The sequence below is a fragment of the Streptomyces sp. H27-C3 genome (assembly GCF_030063415.1).
Classification (GTDB): domain Bacteria; phylum Actinomycetota; class Actinomycetes; order Streptomycetales; family Streptomycetaceae; genus Streptomyces.
Genome location: NZ_JASITA010000017.1, coordinates 111723 through 135173 on the forward strand (window position 1 = coordinate 111723; position 23451 = coordinate 135173).

The 23451-nt window shown below is 69.3% G+C and carries 24 protein-coding genes and 1 tRNA gene; 3 read left to right on the top strand and 22 right to left on the bottom strand.

All coding sequences use genetic code 11. The features are described 5' to 3' along the window. Nucleotides 1–58: 58 nt before the first annotated feature. Nucleotides 59–1021 (bottom strand): methyltransferase domain-containing protein, encoded by a 963-nt coding sequence (locus QMK30_RS18970; protein ID WP_283519473.1) that lies wholly within the window; start codon nucleotides 1019–1021, stop codon nucleotides 59–61. Between the two features lie 108 nt (nucleotides 1022–1129). Here QMK30_RS18970 and QMK30_RS18975 point away from each other — a divergent pair, with 108 nt between their 5' ends. Next, the gene (locus tag QMK30_RS18975; RefSeq protein ID WP_283519474.1) at nucleotides 1130–1534 is read left to right on the top strand and encodes a globin; all 405 of its coding nucleotides are present in this window, start codon (nucleotides 1130–1132) and stop codon (nucleotides 1532–1534) included. Nucleotides 1535–1678: 144 nt separating this feature from the next. Here QMK30_RS18975 and QMK30_RS18980 read toward each other — a convergent pair whose 3' ends face one another. The 7 genes from QMK30_RS18980 to QMK30_RS19010 form a co-directional block, all read right to left on the bottom strand. Further along, entirely contained in the window at nucleotides 1679–2395 is a 717-nt protein-coding gene (locus tag QMK30_RS18980; RefSeq protein WP_283519475.1) for a DUF8010 domain-containing protein, read from the bottom strand. Beyond that, nucleotides 2392–2826, bottom strand: coding sequence for an acyl-CoA thioesterase (locus QMK30_RS18985; protein ID WP_283519476.1), 435 nt, complete (start codon nucleotides 2824–2826; stop codon nucleotides 2392–2394). The genes QMK30_RS18980 and QMK30_RS18985 overlap by 4 nt, the downstream gene beginning before the upstream one ends. Nucleotides 2827–2831: 5 nt before the next feature. Continuing rightward, nucleotides 2832–4496: an energy-dependent translational throttle protein EttA gene (gene ettA / locus QMK30_RS18990; RefSeq protein ID WP_283519477.1), complete on the bottom strand. Its 1665-nt coding sequence runs from the start codon at nucleotides 4494–4496 to the stop codon at nucleotides 2832–2834. 419 nt (nucleotides 4497–4915) lie between these two features. Further along, nucleotides 4916–6331 (bottom strand): Cys-Gln thioester bond-forming surface protein, encoded by a 1416-nt coding sequence (locus QMK30_RS18995; RefSeq protein ID WP_283519478.1) that lies wholly within the window; start codon nucleotides 6329–6331, stop codon nucleotides 4916–4918. A 385-nt stretch (nucleotides 6332–6716) separates the two neighbouring features. Further along, nucleotides 6717–7118 (bottom strand): single-stranded DNA-binding protein, encoded by a 402-nt coding sequence (locus QMK30_RS19000; protein WP_283519479.1) that lies wholly within the window; start codon nucleotides 7116–7118, stop codon nucleotides 6717–6719. Between the two features lie 143 nt (nucleotides 7119–7261). After that, on the bottom strand, nucleotides 7262–9025 hold the full coding sequence (locus tag QMK30_RS19005; RefSeq protein WP_283519480.1) for a GTPase: 1764 nt from the start codon (nucleotides 9023–9025) through the stop codon (nucleotides 7262–7264). A gap of 137 nt (nucleotides 9026–9162) precedes the next feature. Beyond that, nucleotides 9163–10761, bottom strand: a complete 1599-nt coding sequence (locus QMK30_RS19010; RefSeq protein WP_283519481.1) for a dynamin family protein — start codon at nucleotides 10759–10761, stop codon at nucleotides 9163–9165. A gap of 317 nt (nucleotides 10762–11078) precedes the next feature. Here QMK30_RS19010 and QMK30_RS19015 point away from each other — a divergent pair. Then, nucleotides 11079–11151, top strand: a tRNA-Arg gene (locus QMK30_RS19015). 187 nt (nucleotides 11152–11338) lie between these two features. Here the strand turns inward: QMK30_RS19015 and QMK30_RS19020 are convergent. From QMK30_RS19020 to QMK30_RS19085, 14 genes are all read right to left on the bottom strand, one after another. After that, nucleotides 11339–12727, bottom strand: coding sequence for a tyrosine-type recombinase/integrase (locus QMK30_RS19020; RefSeq protein WP_283519482.1), 1389 nt, complete (start codon nucleotides 12725–12727; stop codon nucleotides 11339–11341). After that, nucleotides 12727–12897 (bottom strand): helix-turn-helix transcriptional regulator, encoded by a 171-nt coding sequence (locus QMK30_RS19025; RefSeq protein WP_502963167.1) that lies wholly within the window; start codon nucleotides 12895–12897, stop codon nucleotides 12727–12729. The genes QMK30_RS19020 and QMK30_RS19025 overlap by 1 nt, the downstream gene beginning before the upstream one ends. 501 nt (nucleotides 12898–13398) lie before the next feature. Beyond that, entirely contained in the window at nucleotides 13399–14874 is a 1476-nt protein-coding gene (locus tag QMK30_RS19030; RefSeq protein WP_283519484.1) for an AICE element replication initiation protein, read from the bottom strand. A gap of 1 nt (nucleotide 14875) precedes the next feature. Further along, a complete protein-coding gene (locus QMK30_RS19035; RefSeq protein WP_283519485.1) occupies nucleotides 14876–15712 on the bottom strand; it encodes a bifunctional DNA primase/polymerase in 837 nt (278 codons plus the stop codon). 142 nt (nucleotides 15713–15854) lie between these two features. Then, nucleotides 15855–15983, bottom strand: a complete 129-nt coding sequence (locus tag QMK30_RS19040; protein ID WP_283519486.1) for a hypothetical protein — start codon at nucleotides 15981–15983, stop codon at nucleotides 15855–15857. Nucleotides 15984–15986: 3 nt separating this feature from the next. Then, nucleotides 15987–16589 (bottom strand): hypothetical protein, encoded by a 603-nt coding sequence (locus QMK30_RS19045; RefSeq protein ID WP_283519487.1) that lies wholly within the window; start codon nucleotides 16587–16589, stop codon nucleotides 15987–15989. Between the two features lie 14 nt (nucleotides 16590–16603). Further along, nucleotides 16604–16792, bottom strand: coding sequence for a hypothetical protein (locus QMK30_RS19050; RefSeq protein WP_283519488.1), 189 nt, complete (start codon nucleotides 16790–16792; stop codon nucleotides 16604–16606). A gap of 4 nt (nucleotides 16793–16796) precedes the next feature. Beyond that, on the bottom strand, nucleotides 16797–17087 hold the full coding sequence (locus QMK30_RS19055) for a hypothetical protein (RefSeq protein WP_283519489.1): 291 nt from the start codon (nucleotides 17085–17087) through the stop codon (nucleotides 16797–16799). A 141-nt stretch (nucleotides 17088–17228) separates the two neighbouring features. Further along, nucleotides 17229–19406: a cell division protein FtsK gene (locus QMK30_RS19060; protein WP_283519490.1), complete on the bottom strand. Its 2178-nt coding sequence runs from the start codon at nucleotides 19404–19406 to the stop codon at nucleotides 17229–17231. A gap of 150 nt (nucleotides 19407–19556) precedes the next feature. After that, nucleotides 19557–20108, bottom strand: a complete 552-nt coding sequence (locus QMK30_RS19065; RefSeq protein WP_283519491.1) for a hypothetical protein — start codon at nucleotides 20106–20108, stop codon at nucleotides 19557–19559. Nucleotides 20109–20136: 28 nt separating this feature from the next. Further along, a complete protein-coding gene (locus tag QMK30_RS19070; RefSeq protein ID WP_283519492.1) occupies nucleotides 20137–20490 on the bottom strand; it encodes an RRQRL motif-containing zinc-binding protein in 354 nt (117 codons plus the stop codon). Beyond that, on the bottom strand, nucleotides 20487–21500 hold the full coding sequence (locus QMK30_RS19075; RefSeq protein ID WP_283519493.1) for a DUF2637 domain-containing protein: 1014 nt from the start codon (nucleotides 21498–21500) through the stop codon (nucleotides 20487–20489). Before QMK30_RS19075 ends, QMK30_RS19070 begins: the two co-directional genes overlap by 4 nt. Further along, nucleotides 21497–21835 (bottom strand): hypothetical protein, encoded by a 339-nt coding sequence (locus tag QMK30_RS19080; protein ID WP_283519494.1) that lies wholly within the window; start codon nucleotides 21833–21835, stop codon nucleotides 21497–21499. The genes QMK30_RS19075 and QMK30_RS19080 overlap by 4 nt, the downstream gene beginning before the upstream one ends. Continuing rightward, complete coding sequence (locus QMK30_RS19085) at nucleotides 21832–22098, bottom strand: DUF6284 family protein (RefSeq protein WP_283519495.1); 267 nt, start codon at nucleotides 22096–22098, stop codon at nucleotides 21832–21834. Before QMK30_RS19085 ends, QMK30_RS19080 begins: the two co-directional genes overlap by 4 nt. Before the next feature lie 592 nt (nucleotides 22099–22690). Between QMK30_RS19085 and QMK30_RS19090 the strand changes: the two genes are divergently transcribed. Beyond that, complete coding sequence (locus QMK30_RS19090) at nucleotides 22691–23449, top strand: helix-turn-helix domain-containing protein (RefSeq protein WP_283519525.1); 759 nt, start codon at nucleotides 22691–22693, stop codon at nucleotides 23447–23449. Nucleotides 23450–23451 lie beyond the last annotated feature (2 nt).

A 23451-nucleotide genomic window follows, 5' to 3' on the forward strand; every position in this document is an offset into this window, starting at 1 on the left:
AGGGGCCTGAGGGTCGAGAGGCCTGGCCCGAGGAGCTAGGGGCCTGGGCGGTCAGAGGTCAGCGGCCGGCCAGGGGCCAGGCGTACGGCCCCTGCGGGTCGTCAAGCCAGGCCCACTCGCTGTCCGCGGTGATCGTGACGCCGAAGCGCTCACGCTCCGGCCGCCTCTCGCGGTGCCAGAGCGCGAGCGCGTCGTGCGGGTCCAGACCGCCCGCGGTCAGGCCGAGCAGGAACCGGAAGAGCTCGTTCTCCAGCACGTGGCGCGGCAGACCGCCCGTGTTCCTCGGCAGGGGCGCCGCCGGGCCGCCGCGCAGCGGGACGAAGTACGCGGAGGTGTGCAGGAAGTGCCCCTCCGCGTGCGTGGCGTCGCGAACCTCCAGTGAGATCAGTCCGGTCGACAGCGGCGCCAGGATCCGGGCCCCCGGCCGGCACTGGGCCAGCCAGTCGCGCGGCACGGACGGCAGGGCGCACGTCGCGATGATCCGGTCGAAGGGGGCGTGGGCCGGGCAGCCGCGCGCCCCGTCTCCGGTGACCACCGCGGGGTGGCGACCGGCCGCTGTCAGATGGGTCCGCGCCGACTCGGTGATCTCCGGGTCGAGGTCGACGGTGGTCACCAGGTCGTCCCCGAGCCGGTGTGCGAGGAGGGCGGCGTTGTAGCCGGTGCCCGCGCCGATCTCCAGTACGGCGTGCCCGTCCCGTATCTCCAGCTCCGCCAGCATCCTGGCCATCAGCGAGGGCTGGCTACTGGAAGAGACCAGGTCGCCGTCGCGCATGCGAGTGGCGAGCGGCTGGTCCGCGTAGACCCCTTCCAGCCAGCGCACCCGCCGTGCCGGATCGGGGTCCTCGCCCCACAGCCGCTCGAAGCCGCCGGGCCGGCCGACGAAGTAGTACGGCACGAACAGATGCCGCGGGATCTCGGCGAAGGCCGCCCGCCAGGCGGGATCTGCCAAGGCCCCGGTCGCCTCGACCGCACGCACCAGCTCTGCGCGGGCCTCGGCATACATATCCACGTGTGCGCCCATACGCCCACTGTCGCGCAGCGGGGCGCGGGAGGCGAGTGCCGGCCATGCTCCGGCGGCCGTGGTCCTGGGGCCGAAGTCCTAGGTCGCGCAGTCTGAGACGATGGACGGGTGAACGAGATTCCGCGCGGCACGCTTCAGGAGCAGACCTTCTACGAGCAGGTCGGCGGCGAGGAGACCTTCCGGCGCCTGGTCCACCGCTTCTACCAGGGGGTCGCGGACGATCCGCTGCTGCGACCGATGTACCCGGAGGAGGATCTGGGCCCCGCCGAGGAGCGGCTGGTCCTGTTCCTGATGCAGTACTGGGGCGGCCCGCGCACCTACAGCGACGAACGCGGCCACCCCCGTCTGCGCATGCGGCACGCCCCGTTCGCGGTCGACAAGGCGGCGCACGACGCATGGCTGAAGCACATGAGGGTGGCCGTCGATGAGCTCGGCCTCTCCGAGGAGCACCGGCTCCAGCTGTGGAACTACCTGACGTACGCGGCCGCGTCGATGGTGAACACGACGGGCTGAACGCCGGCCCGTATCCGGTTGGCGCCCGCCCGGCGTGCGTTCAGTCCGTCCGGCCTGCGGCCCACCCGGCCTGCGGCCCACCCGGCCGGCGTCCCGCCCGTCCGGCATGTGAGGACGAGCCCGCCGGGCGGACCCGGCGGGGACTCAGACCGGCGCCACCGTGAGCGCGCCAAGCCCCGTCCTGCGCAGGGCAATTGACCCGTACGCCGTACGAAGCCGAAGCCAGGACCCGGCCGCGAGCAGCGTCAGCGCCTCGCCCGCGCCGGGCTCACCCAGGAGCGCGCCCGAGGCCCGTACAGGCACCGGCCGCAGGAACCCGAGCGACTGAGCCGCATGCACCGCACGCAGCGGCAGCCCGGTGCTCCCCAGGGTCCGGGACCAGATGTCGCGACCGATCCGGTCGCGCTCCTCCCGGGTCCGCCGGTCCGGCTCCAACGCCTCGTCCCGCGCCCGGAATTCAGCCACGGCGGCGGCCACCGCGCCACGCACCGCTTGGTAATCCGGCAGCCCGGGCACCTGCCGCCACCCACCGCGCGGCGGCAGCACGCCCGCCCAGGGCGGCCCGGTGACGGCGTCCGGAACGACCGCCGTCCCCGCCGACTCGTCGATTTCTTCGAGCAGTTGCCCGGCCGAGACGGTGGCGTCGAGTTCGGCGGGCATCGCCAGCCGGGCCGTACGAATGGCCAGCACCTCGAAGGACGGCGGCCGGCCGAAGACCGCCAGCGCCCCGCCGACCGCCTGGAGGCGAACCGCCGCGGCCCGGTCGTAGTGGATCAACCGCCCGAGGAACGCCGCGAGATCCGTCGCCTCGCCGGCGTCGGCGAGAGCGAGAGTCACGCGGCCGGAGTGCTGTGCCGTCATGCGGCGACAGCCCCCTCCTCAGCGTCGTCGTCCATGTACTCCCGGAGGAACGCCTTCTCCTCGGCCGTGACGCGGCGGGGCCGCGACTCGGCGAGGTTGAACGGCACGACGATCGTGGAGGCCCTTACGTACAGCGTCGTCTCGTCCTTGATCTCGTACGCGATGGTCAAGGACGCCGCGCCGATCTTCGTCACCCACGACTCGACGGTTACCGGCTCGTGCCGGTGGACCAGCGGCCGCACATAGTCGATCTCGTGCCGGGCCACCACGGACCCGCCCGTGAAGGACGCGCTGCCCTCCCCCGGCGCCAGCCGGAACATGAAGTCGATACGCGCCTCTTCCAAGTACCGCAGGAAGACCACGTTGTTGACATGCCCGAAGGCGTCCATGTCCGACCAGCGCAGGGGGCAGGAGTAGATGTGACGGCTCACGTCGGTCAGCCCCGGGTCAGCTTCTTGTAGGTCGCACGGTGCGGGCGCGTGGCGTCCGCACCGAGGCGCTCGACCTTGTTCTTCTCGTACGACTCGAAGTTGCCCTCGAACCAGTACCAGCGGGACTCGCCCTCGTAGGCCAGGATGTGCGTCGCCACCCGGTCCAGGAACCAACGGTCGTGGGAGATGACCACGGCCGCGCCCGGGAATTCGAGCAGCGCGTTCTCCAGGGAGGAGAGGGTCTCGACGTCGAGGTCGTTCGTCGGCTCGTCGAGGAGCAGCAGGTTGCCGCCCTCCTTGAGCGTCAGCGCCAGGTTCAGACGGTTGCGCTCACCACCGGACAGGACACCGGCCGGCTTCTGCTGGTCCGGGCCCTTGAAGCCGAACGCGCTGACGTACGCGCGCGACGGCATCTCGACCTGGCCGACATTGATGTAGTCCAGCTCATCCGACACGACCGCCCAGAGCGTCTTCTTGGGGTCGATGTTGGCGCGGCTCTGGTCGACGTAACTGATCTTGACCGTGTCGCCGACCTTGATCGCGCCGGAGTCCGGCGTCTCAAGGCCCTGGATCATCTTGAACAGCGTGGTCTTGCCCGCGCCGTTCGGACCGATGATGCCCACGATGCCGTTGCGCGGCAGCGTGAAGGACAGGTCGTCGATGAGGACCTTGTCGCCGAACGCCTTGGAGAGGTTCTGGACCTCTACGACGATCGAGCCCAGACGCGGGCCCGGCGGGATCTGGATCTCGTCGAAGTCCAGCTTCCGCATCTTGTCGGCCTCGGCTGCCATCTCCTCGTAGCGGGCGAGGCGTGCCTTGGACTTGACCTGACGGCCCTTGGCGTTGGAGCGGACCCACTCCAGCTCTTCCTTGAGCCGCTTCTGGCGCTTCTCGTCCTTGCGGCCCTCGACCTTGAGGCGGGTCTGCTTCTTCTCCAGGTACGTGGAGTAGTTGCCCTCGTAGGCGATGGCACGACCACGGTCGAGCTCAAGGATCCACTCGGCGACGTTGTTCAGGAAGTACCGGTCGTGAGTGACGGCGATGACGCAGCCCTTGTACTTCGAGAGGTGCTGCTCCAGCCAGTTCACCGACTCGGCGTCAAGATGGTTGGTGGGCTCGTCGAGGAGGAGCAGGTCCGGGCCCTCGATCAGCAGCTTGCAGAGCGCGACGCGGCGCTTCTCACCACCGGAGAGGTTGGTCACGGGCCAGTCGCCGGGCGGGCAGCCCAGCGCGTCCATGGCCTGCTCCAGCTGGGCGTCGAGGTCCCAGGCGTTGGCGTGGTCGAGCTCCTCCTGGAGCTTGCCCATCTCGTCGAGCAGCGCGTCGGAGTAGTCGGTCGCCATGAGCTCGGCGACCTCGTTGAAGCGGTGGAGCTTGCCCATGATCTCGGCCGCGCCGTCCTGGACGTTCTCCAGGACCGACTTGGACTCGTCGAGCTTCGGCTCCTGCATGAGGATGCCGACGGTGAATCCGGGCGAGAGGAACGCGTCACCGTTGGAGGGCTGCTCCAGCCCCGCCATGATCTTGAGCACCGTGGACTTACCGGCACCGTTGGGGCCAACCACACCGATCTTCGCACCGGGCAGGAAGCTCAACGTGACATCGTCAAGGATGACCTTGTCGCCGTGCGCCTTGCGCGTCTTGCGCATGGTGTAGATGTACTCAGCCAAGAGAAACCGTCCGGCAGATCGAGAAGGGCCTATGTTCGGCTCCGCCGCGTGAGGGCAGATACACCCATCTTGCCGCACGGCCACCCCCAGACGGAAACGGCCCCGATATACCAAGGCATATCGGCCCCATAGTGAGCACCCGGTCACGGAACGCGTCCCGGTTCACCCGCTCGGCCCTGTGCAACCCGGCGCTCGGCCCCGAGCCACCCACCGCTCTCAGCCCTGAGCCACCCGGCGCTCGGTGCCCGGCCTGGGCCGCTCGGCCTTGAGACACCCGCAGCTCGGGCCTCAGCTAGCCGCAGCTCGGCCCTGAGGTACTGCCGCTGGGCGGGTCGCCCATTCCTCGGTGGGGTCACCCCACGCTCGGTGGGGTCACCACCCCACGCTCGGCGTAGGTCGCCCACTCCCCCCGGGGCCTCTCACTCCTCAGTGAAGTCCGTCTGCTTCTTACGGAGGAAGAAGACCGCCGCCCCGCCGATCACCACGAACCCGATCGCCACTCCCGCGATCATCGGCGTGGCATTGGAGCTGCCCGTCTCGGCGAGGTCGAGGCCGACGTCACTGCCGAGCGGGGTGTCACCGGCCGTGGCGGGGCTGGGCCGGTTCTCGGGCTGGTCCATGGTGCCGGTGCCCACGGCGCCCGAGGTCTTGCAGTCCAGGACGCCCTTGAAGTTTTTCTCGAAGCCGCCGGGTCCCTCGATGGTGAAGTCGTACGCCTGGTCCTCCTGGACCGGGATGGTGACCGTCCGCGACTGGCCGGCGCCGACGGTGTGCTTGGAGCCCATCAGCTCGAAGATGTACGGCTCGTCGCCCTTGTTGGCAGCGGTGATGTCCACGCCGCTCTTGGCGCAGTTCTTCCGGGCCGTCAGCGCGGGGATCGCGCCCGCCTTCGCCCAGGTGGCAGTGGCCGCGGCGGAGACGGTCGACACGCTGGAGCCGGCCAGGATCTGGGTCTGGCTCTGGGTGGCCCCCGCGAAGGCCCTCCCGACCGGAACCGAGGTGGTGGCCTGCACGGTCAGCGAGGTCGAGCCGTCGGCCGCGTCGGCGGGGACGTCGAAGTACAGCTCGCTGCCATTGACGACGGTGGTGAGGGGCTTGCCGTTCTTGCCGACGACCTTGACGTCGGCACCGGCCGCGTCGGCGGGCGGGGTCACGGTGACACGGCCCGCGCCGGTACGGACCTTGACGGGCCCGACCTTCTCCCCGGGCTTGCCGGAGACCGCGTTCGGCTCCAGGGTCAGCGACGCCCTGGGCTCGGAGCCGCCGCGCGCGCCGCGCTCCAGGAAGTCGGCGAGCTTCTCGGCCCTGGGGTCGAGCGCGTCGACCTTGACGTGGTCGGAGTAGCGCCAGATCGCGACCTGGGTGCCGGCCGCGGCGGTCTGCTCGGTGAGCGAGGCGACCCCGGCCTTCTCGGCCAGCGCGCTCAGGTCGTCCACCTGGGGATAGGAGTGGTCCAGAATCCAGCGAATCTTGCCGGCGTCGCGGTTGCTGCCGAGCGACGTCTGGTCCCAGGAACTCTCCAGGTACTTCGCCTGCTCCTGGGTCGCGCGGTGGATGTCGACGCAGTACGTCTTGAGCTTGCCGCCGCCGTCGACGGTCATCTCGAAGAGGCCGGCAGGTATCTGCTGATCCTTGCCACCGGTACGTATGACGGCCTTGTCGTAGGTCTTCAGACCGTCGAGGGTGGCCACCGCGCCGCCCTGGTGCTGTGGAGTCTCGTCCGCGGCGGCGGGCCCCGCGGTGACCATCGCACCCGCCGCGACGAGGCCCGTGGCCACGAGCGCGGCGGCCAGACGGGCGGAGCTCCGCCTCCGTACAGAAAGCGCAGAAAACACAGAATTCCCCTTCGGGCGAGGCTCTTTCGCATGGTGGTGCGAGTGTGGGGAGTGCCTCGCCGGCAGACTCAAGTGCCCCGTGAGTATCCGGGAATCCTAAGGACGCGCAGATCGACAGCCCCCTGTCATGCCGTCACATGGCCATTCCGAATCGGAATCGTTATCGCCGCACCCCCTCTGAGCTGGGGATGTCGATAAATCTCTGTTCGAATAAGCCACATTGCGGCGGCATCGCACCTGCCCCGCCAAGGGCGTTGGCATCGCACGGATCCCTGAACCACCCACACCACCCGCCCCACGCACCGCCGCACTTCCCGCCCCACGCGCGCCCGAACTCCCCACCTCACGCATCCCCGAACCCCTGAGTTCCCTTCCCCTCGGAACCTCAGGACACCGGCGTCTTCGCACGCTCCGCCAGCAGCGGATCCCCCTTCACCACGCGTCTGAAGGCCGATGTCCCGCGTGTGATGTCGTGCCCGACCGACAGCGCGTCGATGTCCGCGGAGAACCTGCGCTGCCCGTCCCGCTCCTCGTCGCGCACCCTCAACCTGCCGTACACCAGCAGCGGTTCACCGACCGAGACCGAACCGGCCAGGTTCATCGCGAGTGAGCGGCGCGCCCACACGGTGTAGAAGCTGGAGTGCCCGTCCGACCAACTCTCCTTCTGGCGGTCCCAGTACCGCGGTGTCACGGCGAGCCGGAACCTGGCCACCCCGCCCGCCGCCGAATCCCGGTAGTCCACGCTCGTCGCGGCGTTGCCCACCATCGTCACCCAGGTCTCACTCATGCCAACCGCCCCCGTCCGTCATCAGCGAACCCTCATCCGTCATGAGTCATGAGTCGTCGCCGGTGCTCTGTCGCGCTTCGTTCCGTTCAGTTCCGTTCTCATGCTGGACCGGACGGCGCGAGCCTGCCGAAGCCTGTGGACTATCAGCCGGTTGTGGACAACCCGGTCACCGCCACGTACTGCTCGCGCACCTCGCGGTAGCGCAGCAGCTCCGCCGAGACCGGGTCGAGCACCCGCGCCCGCCCGCTCCCGGCCGCCGCGTCGCGCAGCCTTCGCTCGGCCTCCTGTCCGTACCGGCGCGCCGGCCCTCTGGCCGCCGCCCCGCACGACCACTCCACGACGGGCCCGCCGACGACCCCGGCCAGCATGACCAGGAAGGGCGGCAGCAGGCCGGGCTCCAGGGCGCCGACGATCTGGCCCACCAGCCACAGTCCGCCGTAGATCTGAAGCAGCGTCATCGACGCCTGAGCCAGCACCGCGGCGGGCCACCAGCCCGGCCGGGGCGGCCTGCCGTGCGGCACCCCGGCCGTCACAGCCAGCGCGTCCAGCTCCTCGGGCAGCCCGACGGCGCCGCGCACCGCAGACTCCCGTACTGCCTGCGCCCACGGCGCGGGCAGCCCTGCCGCCGCTTCGTCAGCCACCGTGCGGACGGCCTGCTCGACGCGCTGCCTGGCGGTGACCTCTTCCTCCTCCGCGGCCTCGCCGGACGCGGATTCCGTACTGCTCATCGGGTCGCGCCTGGCCTCGTACCAGCGCAACAGCCGCAGCCAGGGCGTCCCGCACGCCCGCCCGGCGTTCCTGCGCCACTCGCGCTCCGCCGCCTCACCCACGGCCGCCGCGCCCACCGCCTCCGCGAGCCGGTCGGTGAAGTCCTCGCGCGCCCTCTCCCCCAGCTCCGGCCGCTGCCCGTCGGCCACATAGACGGGACGCAGCCCGGCCGCCGCCGCGTCCACATCTGCGGACATACGGCGCCCTGCGGCCCCCCGCTCCTGCACGAACTGCCCCAGCATCTCGCGCAGTTCACCGACGCCCTCACCGGTCAGGGCCGACAGCGACAGCACCGTGGCGCCGGGCTCACCGTGTTCGCCGAGTGCCATGCCGTCCTCGTCGAGGAGCCTGCGCAGATCGTCGAGCACCTGGTCGGCGGCGTCACCCGGCAGCCGGTCCACCTGGTTGAGCACCACGAAGGTGATCTCCGCGTGGCCGGCCAGTGGCCGCAGATATCGCTCGTGCAGCACCGCGTCCGCGTACTTCTCCGGGTCGACGACCCAGATCACCGCGTCGACCAGTTTGAGCACCCGGTCGACCTGGTCCCGGTGTGCGGTCATCGCCGAATCGTGGTCGGGCAGGTCGACGAGGACCAGCCCGCGCATCGCCTCGTCGGGCTCACCCAGCTTCAGGGGCCTGCGGCGCAGCCGCCCCGGGATACCCAGCCGGTCGAGCAGCCCGGCCGCGCCGTCCGTCCAACTGCACGCGATGGGCGCCGAGGTCGTCGGCCGGCGCAGCCCCGTATCGGAGATGGCCACCCCGGCGAGGTTGTTGAAGAGCGTCGACTTGCCGCTGCCGGTGGCGCCGGCGATGGCGACGACCGTGTGCTGGGCGGACAGCCCCTGCCGGGCCGCCGCCTCGTCGAGTACGCGCCCCGCCTCGGCGAGGGTCCTGCCGTCGAGGCGGGTACGGGAGAGGCCCACCAGTTCGCGCAGCGCGTCGAGCCGTCCACGCAGCTCACGGCTGTACGTGCCGCCGCGCGGGAGGCCGTCGTACGGCTCGTCCACAGGGCGCACGGCTTCGTCCTGCGCGCCGGTGGCTTCCGCCGTGCGCCCGGCGGACCGACGGGCGATCAGCCCGTCGTCCCAACGCCCCGCGCCACGCCCCTCCGCACGATCCGCACGATCCGCACGATCCATCCGGTCCGCACCATCCGCACCATCCGCACGACCCACCCGGTCCGTCCGGTCTGTTCGGTCTGTTCGGTCCGTTCGGTCCGTTCGGTCCGTTCGGTCCGTTCGGTCTGTCTGATCACTGACCACCTCGGTCATACGGATCACTTCTCCTTCTGCAGTAGGGAAAGCGCGGCGATCAGGGCGGCCTGCGGCTCCGGGGTCACTTCGAGGGCGTCGAGCGGTGCGAGCCGCCGGTCGCGTTCGGCGTTGAGTACGCGGTCGATGCACGCGGTGAGCAGTTCCTCGCCCTTGTCGCGCAGCCGCAGCGCGGCGATCACCCCGATCCGCTCGGCCAGCCGCTCCCCCGCGCCGCGCGCCCGGCGCCCGCCCAGCAGCGCGGCCGAGAGCAGGGCCGCCACGGCCTCGGGGTCCGGAGCGGCCGACCGGTCCAGGTCCCGAGACTCCTCCTCGGCGAGTTCCTCCAGTACCCGGCGCCAGCGCCGCGCGGCCATCCCGATACGCTCGCCCGCCTCCCGGTCCGGCACATTCAGCGCCACGGCGCCCGCGGCGGGCTCACGCCGCCACACCTCGCCCACGTGCTCATCGGCGGCGGCCACGGCGCACTGCAGCAGCGCGGTGAGGCTCTCGACGAGCGAGTCGAGAAGTTCACCCGCGCTGCTGTCCAGCGGATGGCCGCGCCAACGAGTGAGCGCGTCGCCGGAGAGCACCGCACCGCGCTGGAGCCGTCGGCGTACCCGCGCGCCCTCCTTCTCGTACGCGTTCTCGACCGCCGTCGTGAGCCGTACGGCTGCCGCGTACTGTGCGGCGACCGCCCCGGCGAGTTCGGGCATCCGGGCGTCCAGCGAGTCGATGACCCCGGTCGCGGTGCGGCTCATGGCTTGTTGCCTGGCCGCCGGGTCCTGCGCCCGGTGGGTCAGCCAGGACCGCAGCGGCGCCACTGCGGTGGAGGGCAGCAGCCCGGTGCCGCCGCCCGCCGATTCGGGCAGCTCGGGGATGGTGAACCGCGGCACCTCCCCGAGCCCCGCCTTGGCCAGCAGCGCGCCGTACTGGCGTGACACCTCGGCAATGACCTGGTGGGGCACCCGATCGAGGACGGTGACGAGGGTGGCGTCGTACTCCTTGGCGGTACGCAGCAGATGCCACGGCACAGCGTCGGCGTACCGTGAGGCGGTCGTCACCATCACCCACACATCGGCGGCGCAGATGAGTTCGGCGGCCAGTACCCGATTGCCCCCGACCAGCGAATCGATGTCGGGCGCGTCGAGCAGTGCGAGCCCGCGCGGCAGGGTCTCCGCGGTCTCCACCCGCAGCGCGTTGCCGTCTTCCTCGGCCTGCCCCCCCTCTGCGGCCGCGTCCTCCTGCAGCGACTGCGGCTGCCACACGCGCGTGAGCTGCGGCAGTACGCGCAGCCCCGCGAACCAATGGTGGTCGTCGGGGTGGCACACCAGCACGGGCGTCCGCGTGGTGGGCCGCAGCACCCCGGCCGCGCTGACCCGCCTCCCCACAAGGGAGTTGACGAGCGTCGACTTGCCCGCTCCGGTGGATCCGCCGATGACGACGAGCAATGGCGCTTCAGGCTGTCTCAGCCGGGGCACCAAATAGTCGTCGAGCTGCGCAAGCAACTCGACCTGTGTCTGCCGTGCGCGCGGAGCCCCCGGAAGAGGGAGCGGAAGGCGCACGGCGGCGACACGGTCGCGCAGGGCGGAAAGTGCGTCGATCAACTGAGGCCGTGCGTCCAAGGTCACCACATGCGAAGAATGCCCAATTTTAGTTGGTTTTTGAAGCCTATGGGCCCTCTGCGCGCCGATTGGGACACAGGGACAGACGGGACGAGTGGGGCGCAGGCATAACGAGTGCACAACACCCGGGGCGCGAGAGGCCAAAAGCGCTGCGGGATTCGCACTCGCCTGCGATTATCGGGGTCGCTTCACCGAACCTCCACATCGTGCCACGCAGGCGAAGCAACCGGGCCAAGGCGATCGGAGCCCTATCCTTGACCCCGGCAAGGTCAAGGTCCCACCCAGTCGGGGCCCCAGGCCACCGAGGCCACGATCCGGCCCCCGTAGCTCAGTGGATAGAGCAGGCGCCTTCTAAGCGCTTGGCCGCAGGTTCGAGTCCTGCCGGGGGCACACATTCCTCGCACCATCAGCCCTCCCTTCGAGAGGGCTTTTTTGCTGGTCAGGGCGGGTATGCCACCCGACGCCCGAACGCCAGACTGCGCCCCCGTGATCGCGGGGGCGCTCCGGCTGTGTCCGACTGTCACCGGGTTTCTGCGGGTGGCCGGGTCGATTGCGGGTCGAAGTTTCACCGGCGGTCCTACTCATCCGCCGACGGGTGCCGTACCTCCTCCTCGTCCTCGATGCGCTTCTGGAGATCCTTGGTCTGCCCCGAGATACACCGGGCGTAGGTGGACAGCAGCACCGGCACGCTGTTGCCTGCCCACTCAGCGACCTGCGCCGGCGGAACGCCGTTGTTGAGCCACTTCGTCAGGCAGGTGTGTCGCAAGTCGTAAACGCGTCGCCCCAGCGGTGAGGCGTACTCGTGTGGAGCAAGGCACTTAAGCCGGGCGGTGCGCCACGCCCGACGGATGACCGACCCAGCGAGCATCTCGCCCTTCTCTCCGGGGAACAGCAGGTCGTCCGGCTTGAGGTCCGCCTCCGCAACGTGCTCGCGGAGAATCTTCGTCAGAGCCGGGCGCAACGGCACCGGGCGCGTGTCCTCGACGGCCCGCCCCTTCAAGCCCCGCTTCTCGTGCACGCCACCGGCGTCGGTCCACTGCTTCCCGACCTCCGGCTGAGCGGAGTGGAGCAGCAGCTCGCCCCACTGGTCGGCGTCTGCTTCCCCAGGAAGGTGCACGTCCTGCACACGCAGCGCCACGGCTTCCTCTGGGCGAGGCCCGGCGTAGTAGATCGTGGCGAAGAAGGCGTGCAGCCGATGGCCACCACGGGGGCGGTGCCATACCCACCGGAGCAGGGCCCCAGCCTGCTCCGGGTTGAGCAGCGACCTCTTGTCGACGGCAAGTGACGTCTTCGGAGCGGTTCCCTTGCCCTTGGGGAGAGGGTTCGCACGCAGCACCTGACGCTTTACCGCGTACTCCAAAACCACGTTCATGATCCGGCGATACCTCTTGACCGACGATGCTGCCGATGCCGAGCCATCCAGCTTCGTGGACAGCGCATGGACGACGTCGTCCACCTTGGCCGGGTCCTCCCAGGCCGCCATGCTGAGCGAGTTGCGCTCAATCCACTTGAGGACGGCCGCGACTTCGGGTGGCGCGTCACTGCGGCGCTTGGTGTTGAAGGCCCACTCCCGCAGCGCCGTGCGTACATCCTCGGGCTTGAAGTCGCTCGGCTCGGAGCGCAGCAGAGCGACGGTCGCTGTCATGAGCGCCTTGGCGGTGTTCTTCCGACTGTTCCCGGCGGTGCGACGCCACTGCATGTCACAGAACTGGACAGCGAAGTCGTACCAGGTGACTGCGCTCGCGCCAGAACGGTACGCAACCGGCAATGCGGTCGCGCAATCGAACGCCTCACCTCGGCGGGTGGCGCTGACGAGATCGGAGCGGAATGCATCGGCGAGAGCGTAGGTGTCGAACGGCCGACGCTTCCGCGCGCCATCGACGGCCCACCGCACGATGTACGTGGTCTTCCGCTGCCCTCGATAAGTCATGATCTTGTGCACTCTGACGTTGTATGTCGTGTCCATCAGGCAGCGTCCTCAAGGTCGTTGAGCCAGTTCTCCAAGTCCGTGCGGCGGACGCGGATGTCGCCGTTCGGGAGCTTGATGCAGCGGGGAGCGCGGTTCTTGGCGCGCCAGTCGTAGAAGGTCGAACGGGAGATCTGGAGTTCTTCACAGACCTCGGGGAGCTTGAGCATCTGGGGGCGTGCCACGGCTTCGACTCCTTGGGAAGGGTGACGGGATCTTCGAGCTGTGGACTGTGCGAGAGGCCGTGTCTGTCCGAGGTGCGGATTTCTGCGTCATTGCGTCATGCGCGTCATTCAGGCCCCTGACCTGCTCTTTTGCGTGACGCAGTGGTGGGAGCTGCGTCATTGGTGCGTCATGGGCTGCGTCATCCGTGACGTAGCCCATGACGCAGATGACGCAGGATGACGCAGAGTTCGTCGTCTGCGTCATGCCTGTTGCCGCAGGTCAGATGCCGTTTTCGGGCTTGCATGACGCAGATGACGCAGGGTTTTCCTCTTAGGACAAAAGAGGGGGTGGTGTCTGGTGTGGTGCGCTGCTTCTTCAAGCGCGATGAAGGAGCCGCTGCGCGGCGCGACCTTGGGGCGGCGTTCCGCCGAACAGCAAGAGGAGCACCCGCGTCCGTGGTGCGGGAGCGGGGTGCTCCTCTTGCTTGTCCGGGTGAACTGGGTGGGTCAGAACGCCCGCTCTTGCTCGTGCGGGGGCGGAGTGGCCGGGCGGGTCATTTCGAGGTACCGGCCCTCGCTGGTGCGGCCGGTGTCGATGAGGACACCGCGTGCGGCAAGGGTGGGTTGGAGGCGCTTGAGGCGGTCGGAGAGGACTTTGCCGGTGGTGGGCCAGCCCTTGGGCAGCGGACGGAAGTCGTCGCCGCTGTGGAGCACGCTCAGGCAGTGCAGCCACTCGGTGGACGTCATTCGCTGCGCGGCGCCCGGGTCGATGGTGTCGGCGTGCCTGAGGACGGTCTGCGCCAGGAGATCACCCTCGATCACGTCGTCGTTGAGGTCGTCGAGACTGGCCCGGTAGGCGGGCAGGGCCCCGAGGCCGGTCGCCGTGTCGAACTGCGCGCACAGGTGCGCGAAGTCCGCCATCCGCAGATCGGTGGGCGTCTCTGCGTCGGCTGCACGGACCTTGACCGTAAAGTCCAGGAGCGACCCGAGCACGACCGGCAGCGCTTCCGCGTATTCCGCCCACAGTTCGGCTTCCGTGCGCCGGATGCGGGGCCGCTCCAGTCGCAGGGGCATGAGGCGTTCGGCGAGGTCGGGCCGGATGACGCCGACGTCGATGCCGGTCATGAGCAGGGGGCGGCGGTAGCCGACGCGGAAGACGTCACCGTCGGTGAACAGGGCGCGCTTGACGTTCTCCGCTCCGGTCACGATGCAGCACATGGCGTCGGACAGGTCCGGGGTCATGTGGCTCAGGTTGTCCAGCGCCGTGACCCACCCGGCCGCAACGGCTGCGATGAGGTTCTCTTCATCCTTCGGAGCGCGCCGCAGGTCCCCGCCCATGCCTTCAATGATCCGCACCAGCATCCGCCCGGCGGTGGACTTGCCCGCCCCCTGCGGCCCGGTGAGGAACGGCGCGGGGACCGGCACCGACGGCCCGAGGCAGCCGATCAGCCAGGCGATAGCCAGGCACTCGGTCTCGGCGTTGGCGAAGTTGCACAGCCTCAGCAGGAGGTCGATGCCCTTGCCGTCGGTGTCCTTGACCGGCAACGGCAGTTCCCCGGTGAGCTGGGTACGCCGCCAGCACACTTCCTGCGGGTCGGGGATGAGGACGTCCCACCCGGTGGGGTGAATGCGCACGGACTGCCCGTCATCACGCCCCAGGTCCAGCCACGTCGCCCCGTCGAATCCGGGGGCGACGCGGATGTTCACGGGCTGCGTGGCCTCATACAGCGCGAGCGCCTCAATCAGGTCCAACGCCTCTTTGAGCGCGGACCCGTTGAACACACCGCGCCCGTCCCGAAACAGGCCGACCATGAGTTCCTGGCGGTGGCTGCCCGTGGTGCCCTGCGAGCGGATCGGTCGGGCCACCGGGTGGCCGTTCCGCTGCGCGTACACGGTCCCCTCGGCGGTGCGGAAGTATCGGAAATTGGCCTGCGCGTAGTCGGTGATAACCGCGCGGGCGGGGTTCTTCTCGTCGTCGGCCATGTCACAGTCCCAACCGGGTGCGGGCGTTGGTCCACGCGTCGGTGCAGTGCCGGGCAGATTCCCCCTTGGCCTGCGCCGCGATGAACAGCCGCACTACGTGAGTGTCGGTGAGGCAGCCACACCGGCCGTGCGCGGACAGCACAGCAAGGAACGTCCGGTAGACCGTGGCGTGCACCGCGCTGTGCGCGTCGCTGATGCGCTGCTCGGCCATGGCGATGCCACGCTCCAGATAGGCGGGCGTGCGGTGGGGGCACTGCCCGCCGCCGACCGGCGCGGGCACGGTGACGGCCCTTTGTGCCGGCCGAATCGTGGGCTGCTTCACGACCAGCGCGCGCACGGCATCCGGCAAGGCCGTCATGGTGCCAGTGCCCCGGCTCAGCCACCGGGCGTACTGCATGGACGACTTGACGTCCACGCCGGGCCGTACGGCGTTGGCGGACTGCATGGCGCCCTGGTAGAGCCAGTGCTCACCCCTGGTGGTGCGCACGATCCGGGTGGCGGGCAGGGTCTGACGCGCCCACGCGATGGCTTCCGCACTGTCGAGGTCGACCACGGTCAGCCCAGCGCCGCCGGGGTGGTAGGCCACTGCCTTTGCCTCGCGCCAGACCGGAGCCCACAGCGGGGAGGTGAGGACGCTGGTGTTGGTCGTGGCAGCGGCCCAGCCGTGGCAGACGGCCGGGCACTGGCAGGGCCCCGCGGCTTTCATGTGCGGGCGCCCACCGCAGGCGCCGCCAGCGCAGGTGCGGCAGTTGCCGAACGGCACCTTGCCTTCCCGCAGGGGCAGCACCGGGACACCGGCCGCAGCCAGGTCCATGGCGGTCCATAGGAGTTCGGGCATGGCGGACGGTAACGGCCGGTTGGCCGCTCGCCCAATGAGGGTCGGTTGAGTCATGCTGGAGACCTCCACAGGTCTGTTGGTGACAGGTGGGCGACGGCGGCCCCGGTTCTTTGGCGAGATGCGGGGGCCGCCGTCGGCGTAGCTAGGCGCAGGTGCAGTCGGGGTGTTCGCTGGAGCCGTTGGCTCCGCACCCGCAGCAGTGCGGGTAGAAGTACGGGTCACTGTCGTCGGAGGGCTCGCACAGCTCGCAGCCCTCGTAGTCGTCGTCCATGGCTCAGTGCTCCTTGGTGGTGTCGATGGTGGGGAGTTCGGGCAGGCCCGCGCTCTGGAGGGCCTGCGGGTTGAAGCCAGGCAAAGTCGCGCGGGTGATGAGCGCGGTGGCCAGCTGCTCGGCATAGGCCGCACCGGAGCGGGCGACTTCGATCTGTGCCCCGGCGCGGAGGGCTTCGACGCGTTCGATGTGGCCGTGTTCCTCGCGCCGTTCGCTCAGGTGCTGGTGGTGCGCGACGTTGGCGCGGCGGTCGGTGCGCCAGTGCCGGGCGGCCATGCCGTAGGCGAGGGTGGTGGCCAGCGCCCACAGCAGCAACGGCAACGAGATCCCATCGGCGTATCCGGCGATGCCGGACAGGGCGAGGCTCCCGGAGATGGCGTACCCGGTGGCGGCCAGTGGGGCGTTGCCGGTGCGGGAGAGGGAAGCGCCGGCCGCAGCAGCCCCGGCGGCGAGGACGACCATCAACGCGGCGTTGCCGAAGCTGTGTTCGGCGCCGTTGGCGTTCCAGATCCTGCCGAGGATGAGCACGGTCGTGGTGGCCACGGCCGGGGCCGCTTTGGGGGCGGCGAGGGTGAGCCAGTGGCGGGCGACGATCGGTTCGTTCATCACGGGGCTCTCCTCTACATCTCGGGGATGGCGTTGATCAGGGCGGTGGTGAGCTCGTTCACCGGACCGGCCGCGCCGGTCGAGGCGAGGAAGAAGCCGAACATCACGGCGATGAACGCCGACCCGAAGCCGAGGGACTTGCCGCGCAGCAGGAAGAACAGGACCAGTCCGAACAGGGCCACGAGCGAGACGGTGACGGCCATGGGGCTATCCCTTCGAGGTGGGCTTGAAGGCGGGCTTCTTGGGGGTGTTGGTGCCGTCGCGGTAGAGGCGCAGCCAGATGTTGTAGAGGTGGCGGCCGACGCGTATGCGCTTACGTTCGCCTCGGCAGCGGCGGCAGGTCTTGCCGGGGCGGAGCTGTCCGCGCCGGTTCTTCTTGAGCGCGTAGCCGAAGCCCTTGCACTTGCGGCAGTCCCCGAACGGCGACGACGCACACAAGCTGACGTAACCGAGAGTGATGATGAGTAGGCAGGCGATAGCGAGGAGGGCAGGGGGCATGGAGGGCCTCCGGGGCCGGGTTTCAGGGGTTTGTGCAGGTGGGCCGCTATGCGCTAGCGGGCTGATCAGGGCCCATGTGGGCCGCTATCGGGGCTGCTATCGATAGCGGGTGCGTGCGCTATCGATAGCAGCCCCGGGCGGTCAGCTCACGTCCCGGTTTCGGTTACGCTCCGCTACCGTGTTGGTGATGTCGTCGCGCTTGATTCCGCGCTTGTTGACGAACTTTCCGTCGATGCGGCGCCCGATCTGCCCGGCGGCGATGCCGTAGGGCTTGAGGGCCGCGGTCAGGTGCGCGGTCTGCTCTTCGCTGCCCATGCGGGCCCAGTCGCCGTAACGCTCGGGCCGCAGATCGGCCAGCCGCTCCACGACCGTCTCGTTCCACACCTTGGCCTCATCCGTGGGCACGACGGCGAGGATGTCGGCCAGCAGGGTGTCACTGGCCTTCTCCTTCTTCGGCGCGTCCGGGTCGGGCAGCGTGCCGGCCGCCTTCCGGGCGGCCTTGGCGCGCTCGCAGATCGTGTCTGCGGTGGCGTTGTCGATGTAGTACGAGCGGACGATCTGCGGGTTCGGCCCGGCCCCGACCAGGTAGCCGATGCCCAGGTCCTCGGCGGTGAACGAGGTGGCGCGGATGCCGTTTTTGTACATCGAGGTCCCGAGCACCATGTCGTTCTCGGGCTGGCCCATGACCTGAAGGCAGAAGCGGATGCCGACGTTGGCGCTGATTGCCTTGGGCAGGCTGTCGGCGTCCGGGCGCTGCGTGCCGAGCAGCAGGATCACCCCAAGTGCCCGGCCCCGCTTGATGATGGCGGTCGCCAGCTCAGCGGCTTTCTTGCCGAGCCGCTCGTGGGTGAACACTTCCTGGCACTCGTCGATGGACATCACCAGCGGGTGCAGACCCAGTGACTTCTTCGCCGCCAGGGCCGGGGTGACCTTGTTCTCCGGGCAGATGTCCTTGGGCAGTTTGTTGATCACTCGTGCCCGGCGGTCGAGTTCCCGGTAGACGTACTCCATGGCGTCCACGCAGCCCTCGACCGTGGCGTCATCCCCGGGACCGGAGCCGTAGGAGTGGGAGATGGGCTGGAAGGAGGAGAAGTCGCCGGTGCCCTTGAACTCCCAGGTGTGCAGCTCAGCGGTCGGGTCCATCGCTGCGGCGAGCAGCAGGATGCGCAGCGCGAATGTCTTGCCGCGGCCCGGCATGGCGCCGGTCAGGAAGTTCGCGTACATGAGGTCGAAGGCGACCTGTCGGCCGCGCGGATCGGTGCCGTACGGCACCGGCTTGAACAGCGAGGTGGTACCGGTCTTGAGCAGTGGCCACGACGGCTGGGGGGCGCGGGCCATGTCCTGATCCCCCACCCACAGCATCACCCGCCCCGGGTGCTCCCCGGGTACGGGCTCGGGCCAGACACAGCCCAGCGACTTGCGCAGACCCGACGCGAGGCGCTCGCGGCGGTCCAGCACGTCGGAGACGGTCACCCCGTACGGGACATCGATATCGGCGCGCCAGCCCTTGCCATCACGCTGGATCGGGGCCTTGAACTCAATGCCCGCCTTGCCCTTGGCAGCCTGCTTGTTGATCTCCGCAATACCCAGGGCGGCGAACGCACGGGCCACAATGTCCGAGGTCAGGCGCTGCACCTGCGGCAGATCCACCGCACGCACGATGACCGGCGCATCCTCCGGCCGCCCGACATGCCCCAACGCCAGCAGCAGCGCCGTGACCGACACCATCTGAAGCCAGCCCGGGGCCAGCACATACAGGGCGAGCGCGGCGCCCATGCCGATCAGCGAGGCCAGGACCGCGACCAGCGTCCGCAACCGCACCCGCGCATCACGCTGACGCGACAGCTTCAAATAGGTGGCGGCGTCTTCCTTCTCCACCATCGCGCGGCGGACCGGCTCACCCTCCTTGTCGGACACCCACCGCAGCGCGCCACCGGTGAACTTCGCGGCCCCGCGCGGCGACAGCAGCGCAAGACGCGCGGCGTAGACCGGGGAGCGGACCGCGTGATACCCGGCCTTGTGGCCGTAGTGCCCGGCCACCCAACCCGTAGCGGCCTTCAGCTCTGCTGCCGACTTGAGCCACATCGGGACCACCGGGCGCCGCTTGGCACCCCTGAGCCGGTCCATGAACCCGAGCCCCGCCGGGGCCGATCCATCCACCAGCACCCGAGCGGCCGGGGCAGTCGGCTCGACCGCTCCGGTCCGGGCTGAGCGCGCCTTGTCGAGGTCGACCACATCCGCCCCGCCATCGGTCCCGGGGTCGGTGGCCATGTCGGCTTCGAGCCGGTTGAACAGTTCGTTCTCGTCGTCGTGATTCACTGCTGATTCCTTCCGAAATGGAGGGGTGAGCGGGCCCGGCCGACGCTGTAGGAGGTGGACGGTCGGGCCCGTGCAGAACAAGGTTCAGTGCCGAAGGGGGCACCAACTATCCGGACTTTCGGATAGTCGTGGCCCACGGTTGACAGGGCGTCAGGCGGCGGTGCGGGTGAGCTGGCTGGCGAGGTGTTCGGCGCGGTACGCCTCTTTCTCCTCAGCCCGCAGCCGCCGGGCGCTCTCGCGGTCCTCACGGCGCGACTGCGGCTCGATGCCGAACCCGTCGCGCAAGTCGCGGATCATCCGCTCCCGGACGCCGGGACGGCTGTACTGCATGGCGTGCGTCAGCTCGTGCACGAGCGTCACCGCAACGTCATCGGCGGTGCGGTGCTGGTGAGCGTTGAGCAGAAGCAGAACGCCCCCGTCCGGCAGAGCCACCGCCCGGCCAGCCGCCCCACGGGCGTGCCGGTTCGCGTCGGCCAGAGCACGGGCCCGGACGCGGTCATCGACGTCTCCGACCAGGGCCGTTTCCGCCGAAGTAGCCAGCTCAGCCAAACCCCGAGGGGTAGTGACGGTGACCTGTACGCGGGGCATGCGCCCGGGGACGGACCGCTCAACGATGCGGGCGGCAAGCGGGGCGAGGTACTTGGCCTCGCGCACGATGTCGCGGCGGCCGAACAGCTTGTGCGGAGCAACAGTGATCTTCACAGCGAATCTCCTTCGAGGATCGGCACGTTCAGGCAGCGCACTGTTCGTCGGGGTAGGCGCAGGTCACGCACATGCCGAGCGAGGTCGGGATGCAGTACCCGGCATCGGTGCGGCACTCGGGGCAGGTGCGGCGGGCGCACATCGCCTTGGCGAGCGCACCCCACTTCGCCGGGGTCATCGGACGGACCGGCTTAGCAAGGTCGATGCGGTAGAGGTAGGCGATCAGGGGCGGGCGCTTGCGCCGGGGGCGTTCCAGTTGGGCGACCACCGGATGTCCGCCCGGCCGCAGTTGCCGCGCGCGGAGCTGGCGGTAGGTGGCCAGGCCGTCCGGGGCAAGGTCCCAGCGATAGATGGGGAGGCCGGACGGTTCCCAGCGGCTCATGAGGTGGCGCTGCCGACCGCGTGCAGATGCGGGGCCTGGTCGGCATCGCGCAGATCCTGATACCGGCCGGAGACCCAGCCGATCGACCAGCCGGTCAGCTCGACCGCCGCCCGTACCGGAAGACCGGCGCTGACAGCGGCCCGTACGATCTCCCGTGCCCGCTCCTCTGGGAGCCTCTCGGTGGCGGGTCCGGCGGACAGCAGGGCGTCGCGTTCACGCTCACGCTGCTGCTGTTCACGCTCGCGTTCACGGTGTTCACGCGCCGCCCGCTCCCGGCCCTCAGCTTCGGCGCGCTCAGCAGCCTCGCGCTCGATGCGTTCACGGTCGCGCTGTTGCTGTTCACGCTCCTGTTCACGGCGTTCACGCTCCGCCCGGGCAGCACGCTCTTGCGCTTCGGTGCGCCCGCGCTCGGCCTGCTGTGCCCGCTCTTCACGTTCGGCCTGCTCGCGGACCAGACGCGCTTCGTGCTCGCGCTGTTCACGCACCAGCCGCGCCTGATGCTCGCGTTCATCCCGAACGCGCTGGGTGGCAGTTTCGGTCCGCTGGGCAGTGGCTTGCTCGCGCTCGGCTCGCTCCGTGCGTTCCTTGGCGTGCAGGGCGGCCACCGCAGCGGCGATAGCGCGCCGGTAGGCCAAGCCGCTCTCCGCCGTGACGATGAGCAGTAGCGGTGAAACGGAGTGGACGGCGACCCCGACCAGGTCTTTTCGGAGTGCAGAGTCGGCCACGTTCAGTGCCAGGGTCATGGCGCCGGTCATCCACCGCAGGGCGGTGGGCCAGCGTCCGCCCTGCCCGCCCAACCCCGCCAGCACGGCATCGAGGCGGACCACGATCACGACCGCCGCATCGACCACCAGGGGCAGGATCGGCGCGGTCCAGTCCCAGTCATCGGGGGTGTGGGCGGCCATAAGCGGGGTGACGGTGAGGATCGAGTAGAGCATCGCTCCACCGACGATCAACCACGTCCCGACCGACAAAGCGCGCTCTGCTGAACGGATCTGAACACTGTTCACGACCCGACCACCGCCCCCGAAGCAACGGCGTCAAGAGCCGGGATCTCGGCGTAGCCGGTCAGGCGCAACCGGGCACCGGCAAAGGAAGCTTCGGCCTGCAACACCCTCGTTCGGCCCTTCCCCTGAACGCGGTGGACGACGCTTTCGGACGCGATGCTCAAGGCATCCCGCCATGCCTCGAACCCGCTCAGATCGTCGTGGAACGACATCTCCAGCTGGTCCGGGTAGAGCGTGGACACCGACAGATACGCAGCCGGAAGGTGCGGGTACTCCGCACCGAACAGACGCAAGAGCAGCAGCGGACCGTTCAGGTCCTGCAAGGTCTGCGCGCTCATGCCGCACCACCGCTCTGGGCCACCGCGGCACGGTTGGTCAGGTCCCGACGTGCGGCCAGCACCCGGTGACGGGCCCGGCGGATCCGCCGGGCGTCCAGCTCGCTGGCCGGCCGGTCCACGGCCATGATCTGCGCGTCCAGCAGCACGACGTCCGCGAGGATCGCGGGCATCTCGCACTCGATCGCGTCCAGCTCCGCATCCGTCGGCTCCATGAAGTCGGCGAACGCGGTAACAGCGTCCTGAAGTGTGACGATGTGGTTCATGGGTCGTGTTCTCCCTGGTAGGCAGAACGGCCCGAACAGTGGCCCCGGTGCTCTAACACCGGGGCCGCGCGCCGTTGGGATGGGTGGAGTGCCCCGGACCGGAGTCGAACCGGCCCTGCGACCTTCGGGGCGACGTGCACGGATCTCCTATGCGCACGGTGCCTCTCGGCCCGGGGAGTTCCGCAGTCCCGGGAGTCACTGAGGCCATGTGCCGTGCGGTTGCTTTGAGTCGGTGGCGTGTCCCCCTACGGGGTGTGGGACCCGGTTGTGACGCGGGTCCGGTCTCGGCCGACTGGTCTCCACTCGCTCTCACCCGTTGCAATCACGGCCGTCTCACTGCGGTGGATCACGCGATTGAGTTGTCGATCGGTCCGCCGTCCGAGGACCGCAAACCGATGCAGTACCTGTATTACAGGTGCTGCATGATGCTTCCGTCAAGTAGCCCGACGGAACTTCTTGCTTTCGCGCCGGGACTTCCTGGCGCACCATCAGAATCTCTCCAGGTCAGGGTCGTTGGTTACCCCACCCATGGACACGTTGGGTTGATCTCGCTACCGTCAAGAGCTCCCAAGAAGTCCCACCGGGGGTGGAGATGCCCAACGAACGCTTACGCTCGGCGCTCTTGGCTCAGGGCCTGACCGTGCAGCAACTCGCAGAAGCGATCGAGGTCAACCCGAAGACGGTCGAACGCTGGATCACGCAGGGGAAAGTGCCATATCGGCGGCACCAATACGCCACCGCGTCAACGCTGAAAGTCGACGTCACGACGCTGTGGGAGGACGCTCGCGCCGTCGACACTTCGACGGACCTGAGCCGCGCGGAGATCCTCACCGTCTACCCGCATCGCCACATGGTCCCGGCCGGCTTGTGGCGCGAGATGTACGGGCGCGCGTCGCATCGCATCGACTTGCTTGCCTACGCCGGGTTGTGGATGTCCGAGGACCCGCAGTTCATCGGGCTCCTCCGCATGAAGTCGGAGGCTGGGGCGCAGGTCCGCATTCTGCTGGGGGACCCAGGTTGCCCGGCCGTCCAGCAGCGCGGCATAGATGAGGGCCACCGCATCATGGACGGGAAGATCCGTAACGCCCTGATGAACTACCGGCCTCTGTTCGACAGCCATCCGGACATCGATTTCCGGCTCCACGGCGCGACGCTCTACAACTCACTGTTCCGCGCCGATGACGAGATGTTGGTGAACACGCACGTCTACGGAATCGGCGCGTACCTAGCCCCTGTCCTGCACCTGCGGCGGCTCCCCGGCGGCGGCCTCTTCGACACGTACGCGAATAGCATCGAACACACCTGGACCGGCGGTCGCCAGGTCACGGACAACGACATCTCGGGAGCTTGAGC

What these genes read in the sequence shown, in the direction of transcription:
- QMK30_RS18970 (WP_283519473.1), bottom strand. Translation starts at nt 1,021, where the DNA reads ATGGGCGCACACGTGGATATGTATGCCGAGGCCCGCGCAGAGCTGGTG.
- QMK30_RS18980 (WP_283519475.1), bottom strand. Translation starts at nt 2,395, where the DNA reads ATGACGGCACAGCACTCCGGCCGCGTGACTCTCGCTCTCGCCGACGCC.
- QMK30_RS19000 (WP_283519479.1), bottom strand. Translation starts at nt 7,118, where the DNA reads ATGAGTGAGACCTGGGTGACGATGGTGGGCAACGCCGCGACGAGCGTG.
- QMK30_RS19005 (WP_283519480.1), bottom strand. Translation starts at nt 9,025, where the DNA reads ATGGATCGTGCGGATCGTGCGGATCGTGCGGAGGGGCGTGGCGCGGGG.
- QMK30_RS19020 (WP_283519482.1), bottom strand. Translation starts at nt 12,727, where the DNA reads ATGGACACGACATACAACGTCAGAGTGCACAAGATCATGACTTATCGA.
- QMK30_RS19025 (WP_502963167.1), bottom strand. Translation starts at nt 12,897, where the DNA reads ATGCTCAAGCTCCCCGAGGTCTGTGAAGAACTCCAGATCTCCCGTTCG.
- QMK30_RS19030 (WP_283519484.1), bottom strand. Translation starts at nt 14,874, where the DNA reads ATGGCCGACGACGAGAAGAACCCCGCCCGCGCGGTTATCACCGACTAC.
- QMK30_RS19035 (WP_283519485.1), bottom strand. Translation starts at nt 15,712, where the DNA reads ATGCCCGAACTCCTATGGACCGCCATGGACCTGGCTGCGGCCGGTGTC.
- QMK30_RS19040 (WP_283519486.1), bottom strand. Translation starts at nt 15,983, where the DNA reads ATGGACGACGACTACGAGGGCTGCGAGCTGTGCGAGCCCTCCGACGAC.
- QMK30_RS19045 (WP_283519487.1), bottom strand. Translation starts at nt 16,589, where the DNA reads ATGAACGAACCGATCGTCGCCCGCCACTGGCTCACCCTCGCCGCCCCC.
- QMK30_RS19050 (WP_283519488.1), bottom strand. Translation starts at nt 16,792, where the DNA reads ATGGCCGTCACCGTCTCGCTCGTGGCCCTGTTCGGACTGGTCCTGTTC.
- QMK30_RS19055 (WP_283519489.1), bottom strand. Translation starts at nt 17,087, where the DNA reads ATGCCCCCTGCCCTCCTCGCTATCGCCTGCCTACTCATCATCACTCTC.
- QMK30_RS19070 (WP_283519492.1), bottom strand. Translation starts at nt 20,490, where the DNA reads ATGAGCCGCTGGGAACCGTCCGGCCTCCCCATCTATCGCTGGGACCTT.
- QMK30_RS19080 (WP_283519494.1), bottom strand. Translation starts at nt 21,835, where the DNA reads ATGAGCGCGCAGACCTTGCAGGACCTGAACGGTCCGCTGCTGCTCTTG.
- QMK30_RS19085 (WP_283519495.1), bottom strand. Translation starts at nt 22,098, where the DNA reads ATGAACCACATCGTCACACTTCAGGACGCTGTTACCGCGTTCGCCGAC.
- QMK30_RS19090 (WP_283519525.1), top strand. Translation starts at nt 22,691, where the DNA reads ATGCCCAACGAACGCTTACGCTCGGCGCTCTTGGCTCAGGGCCTGACC.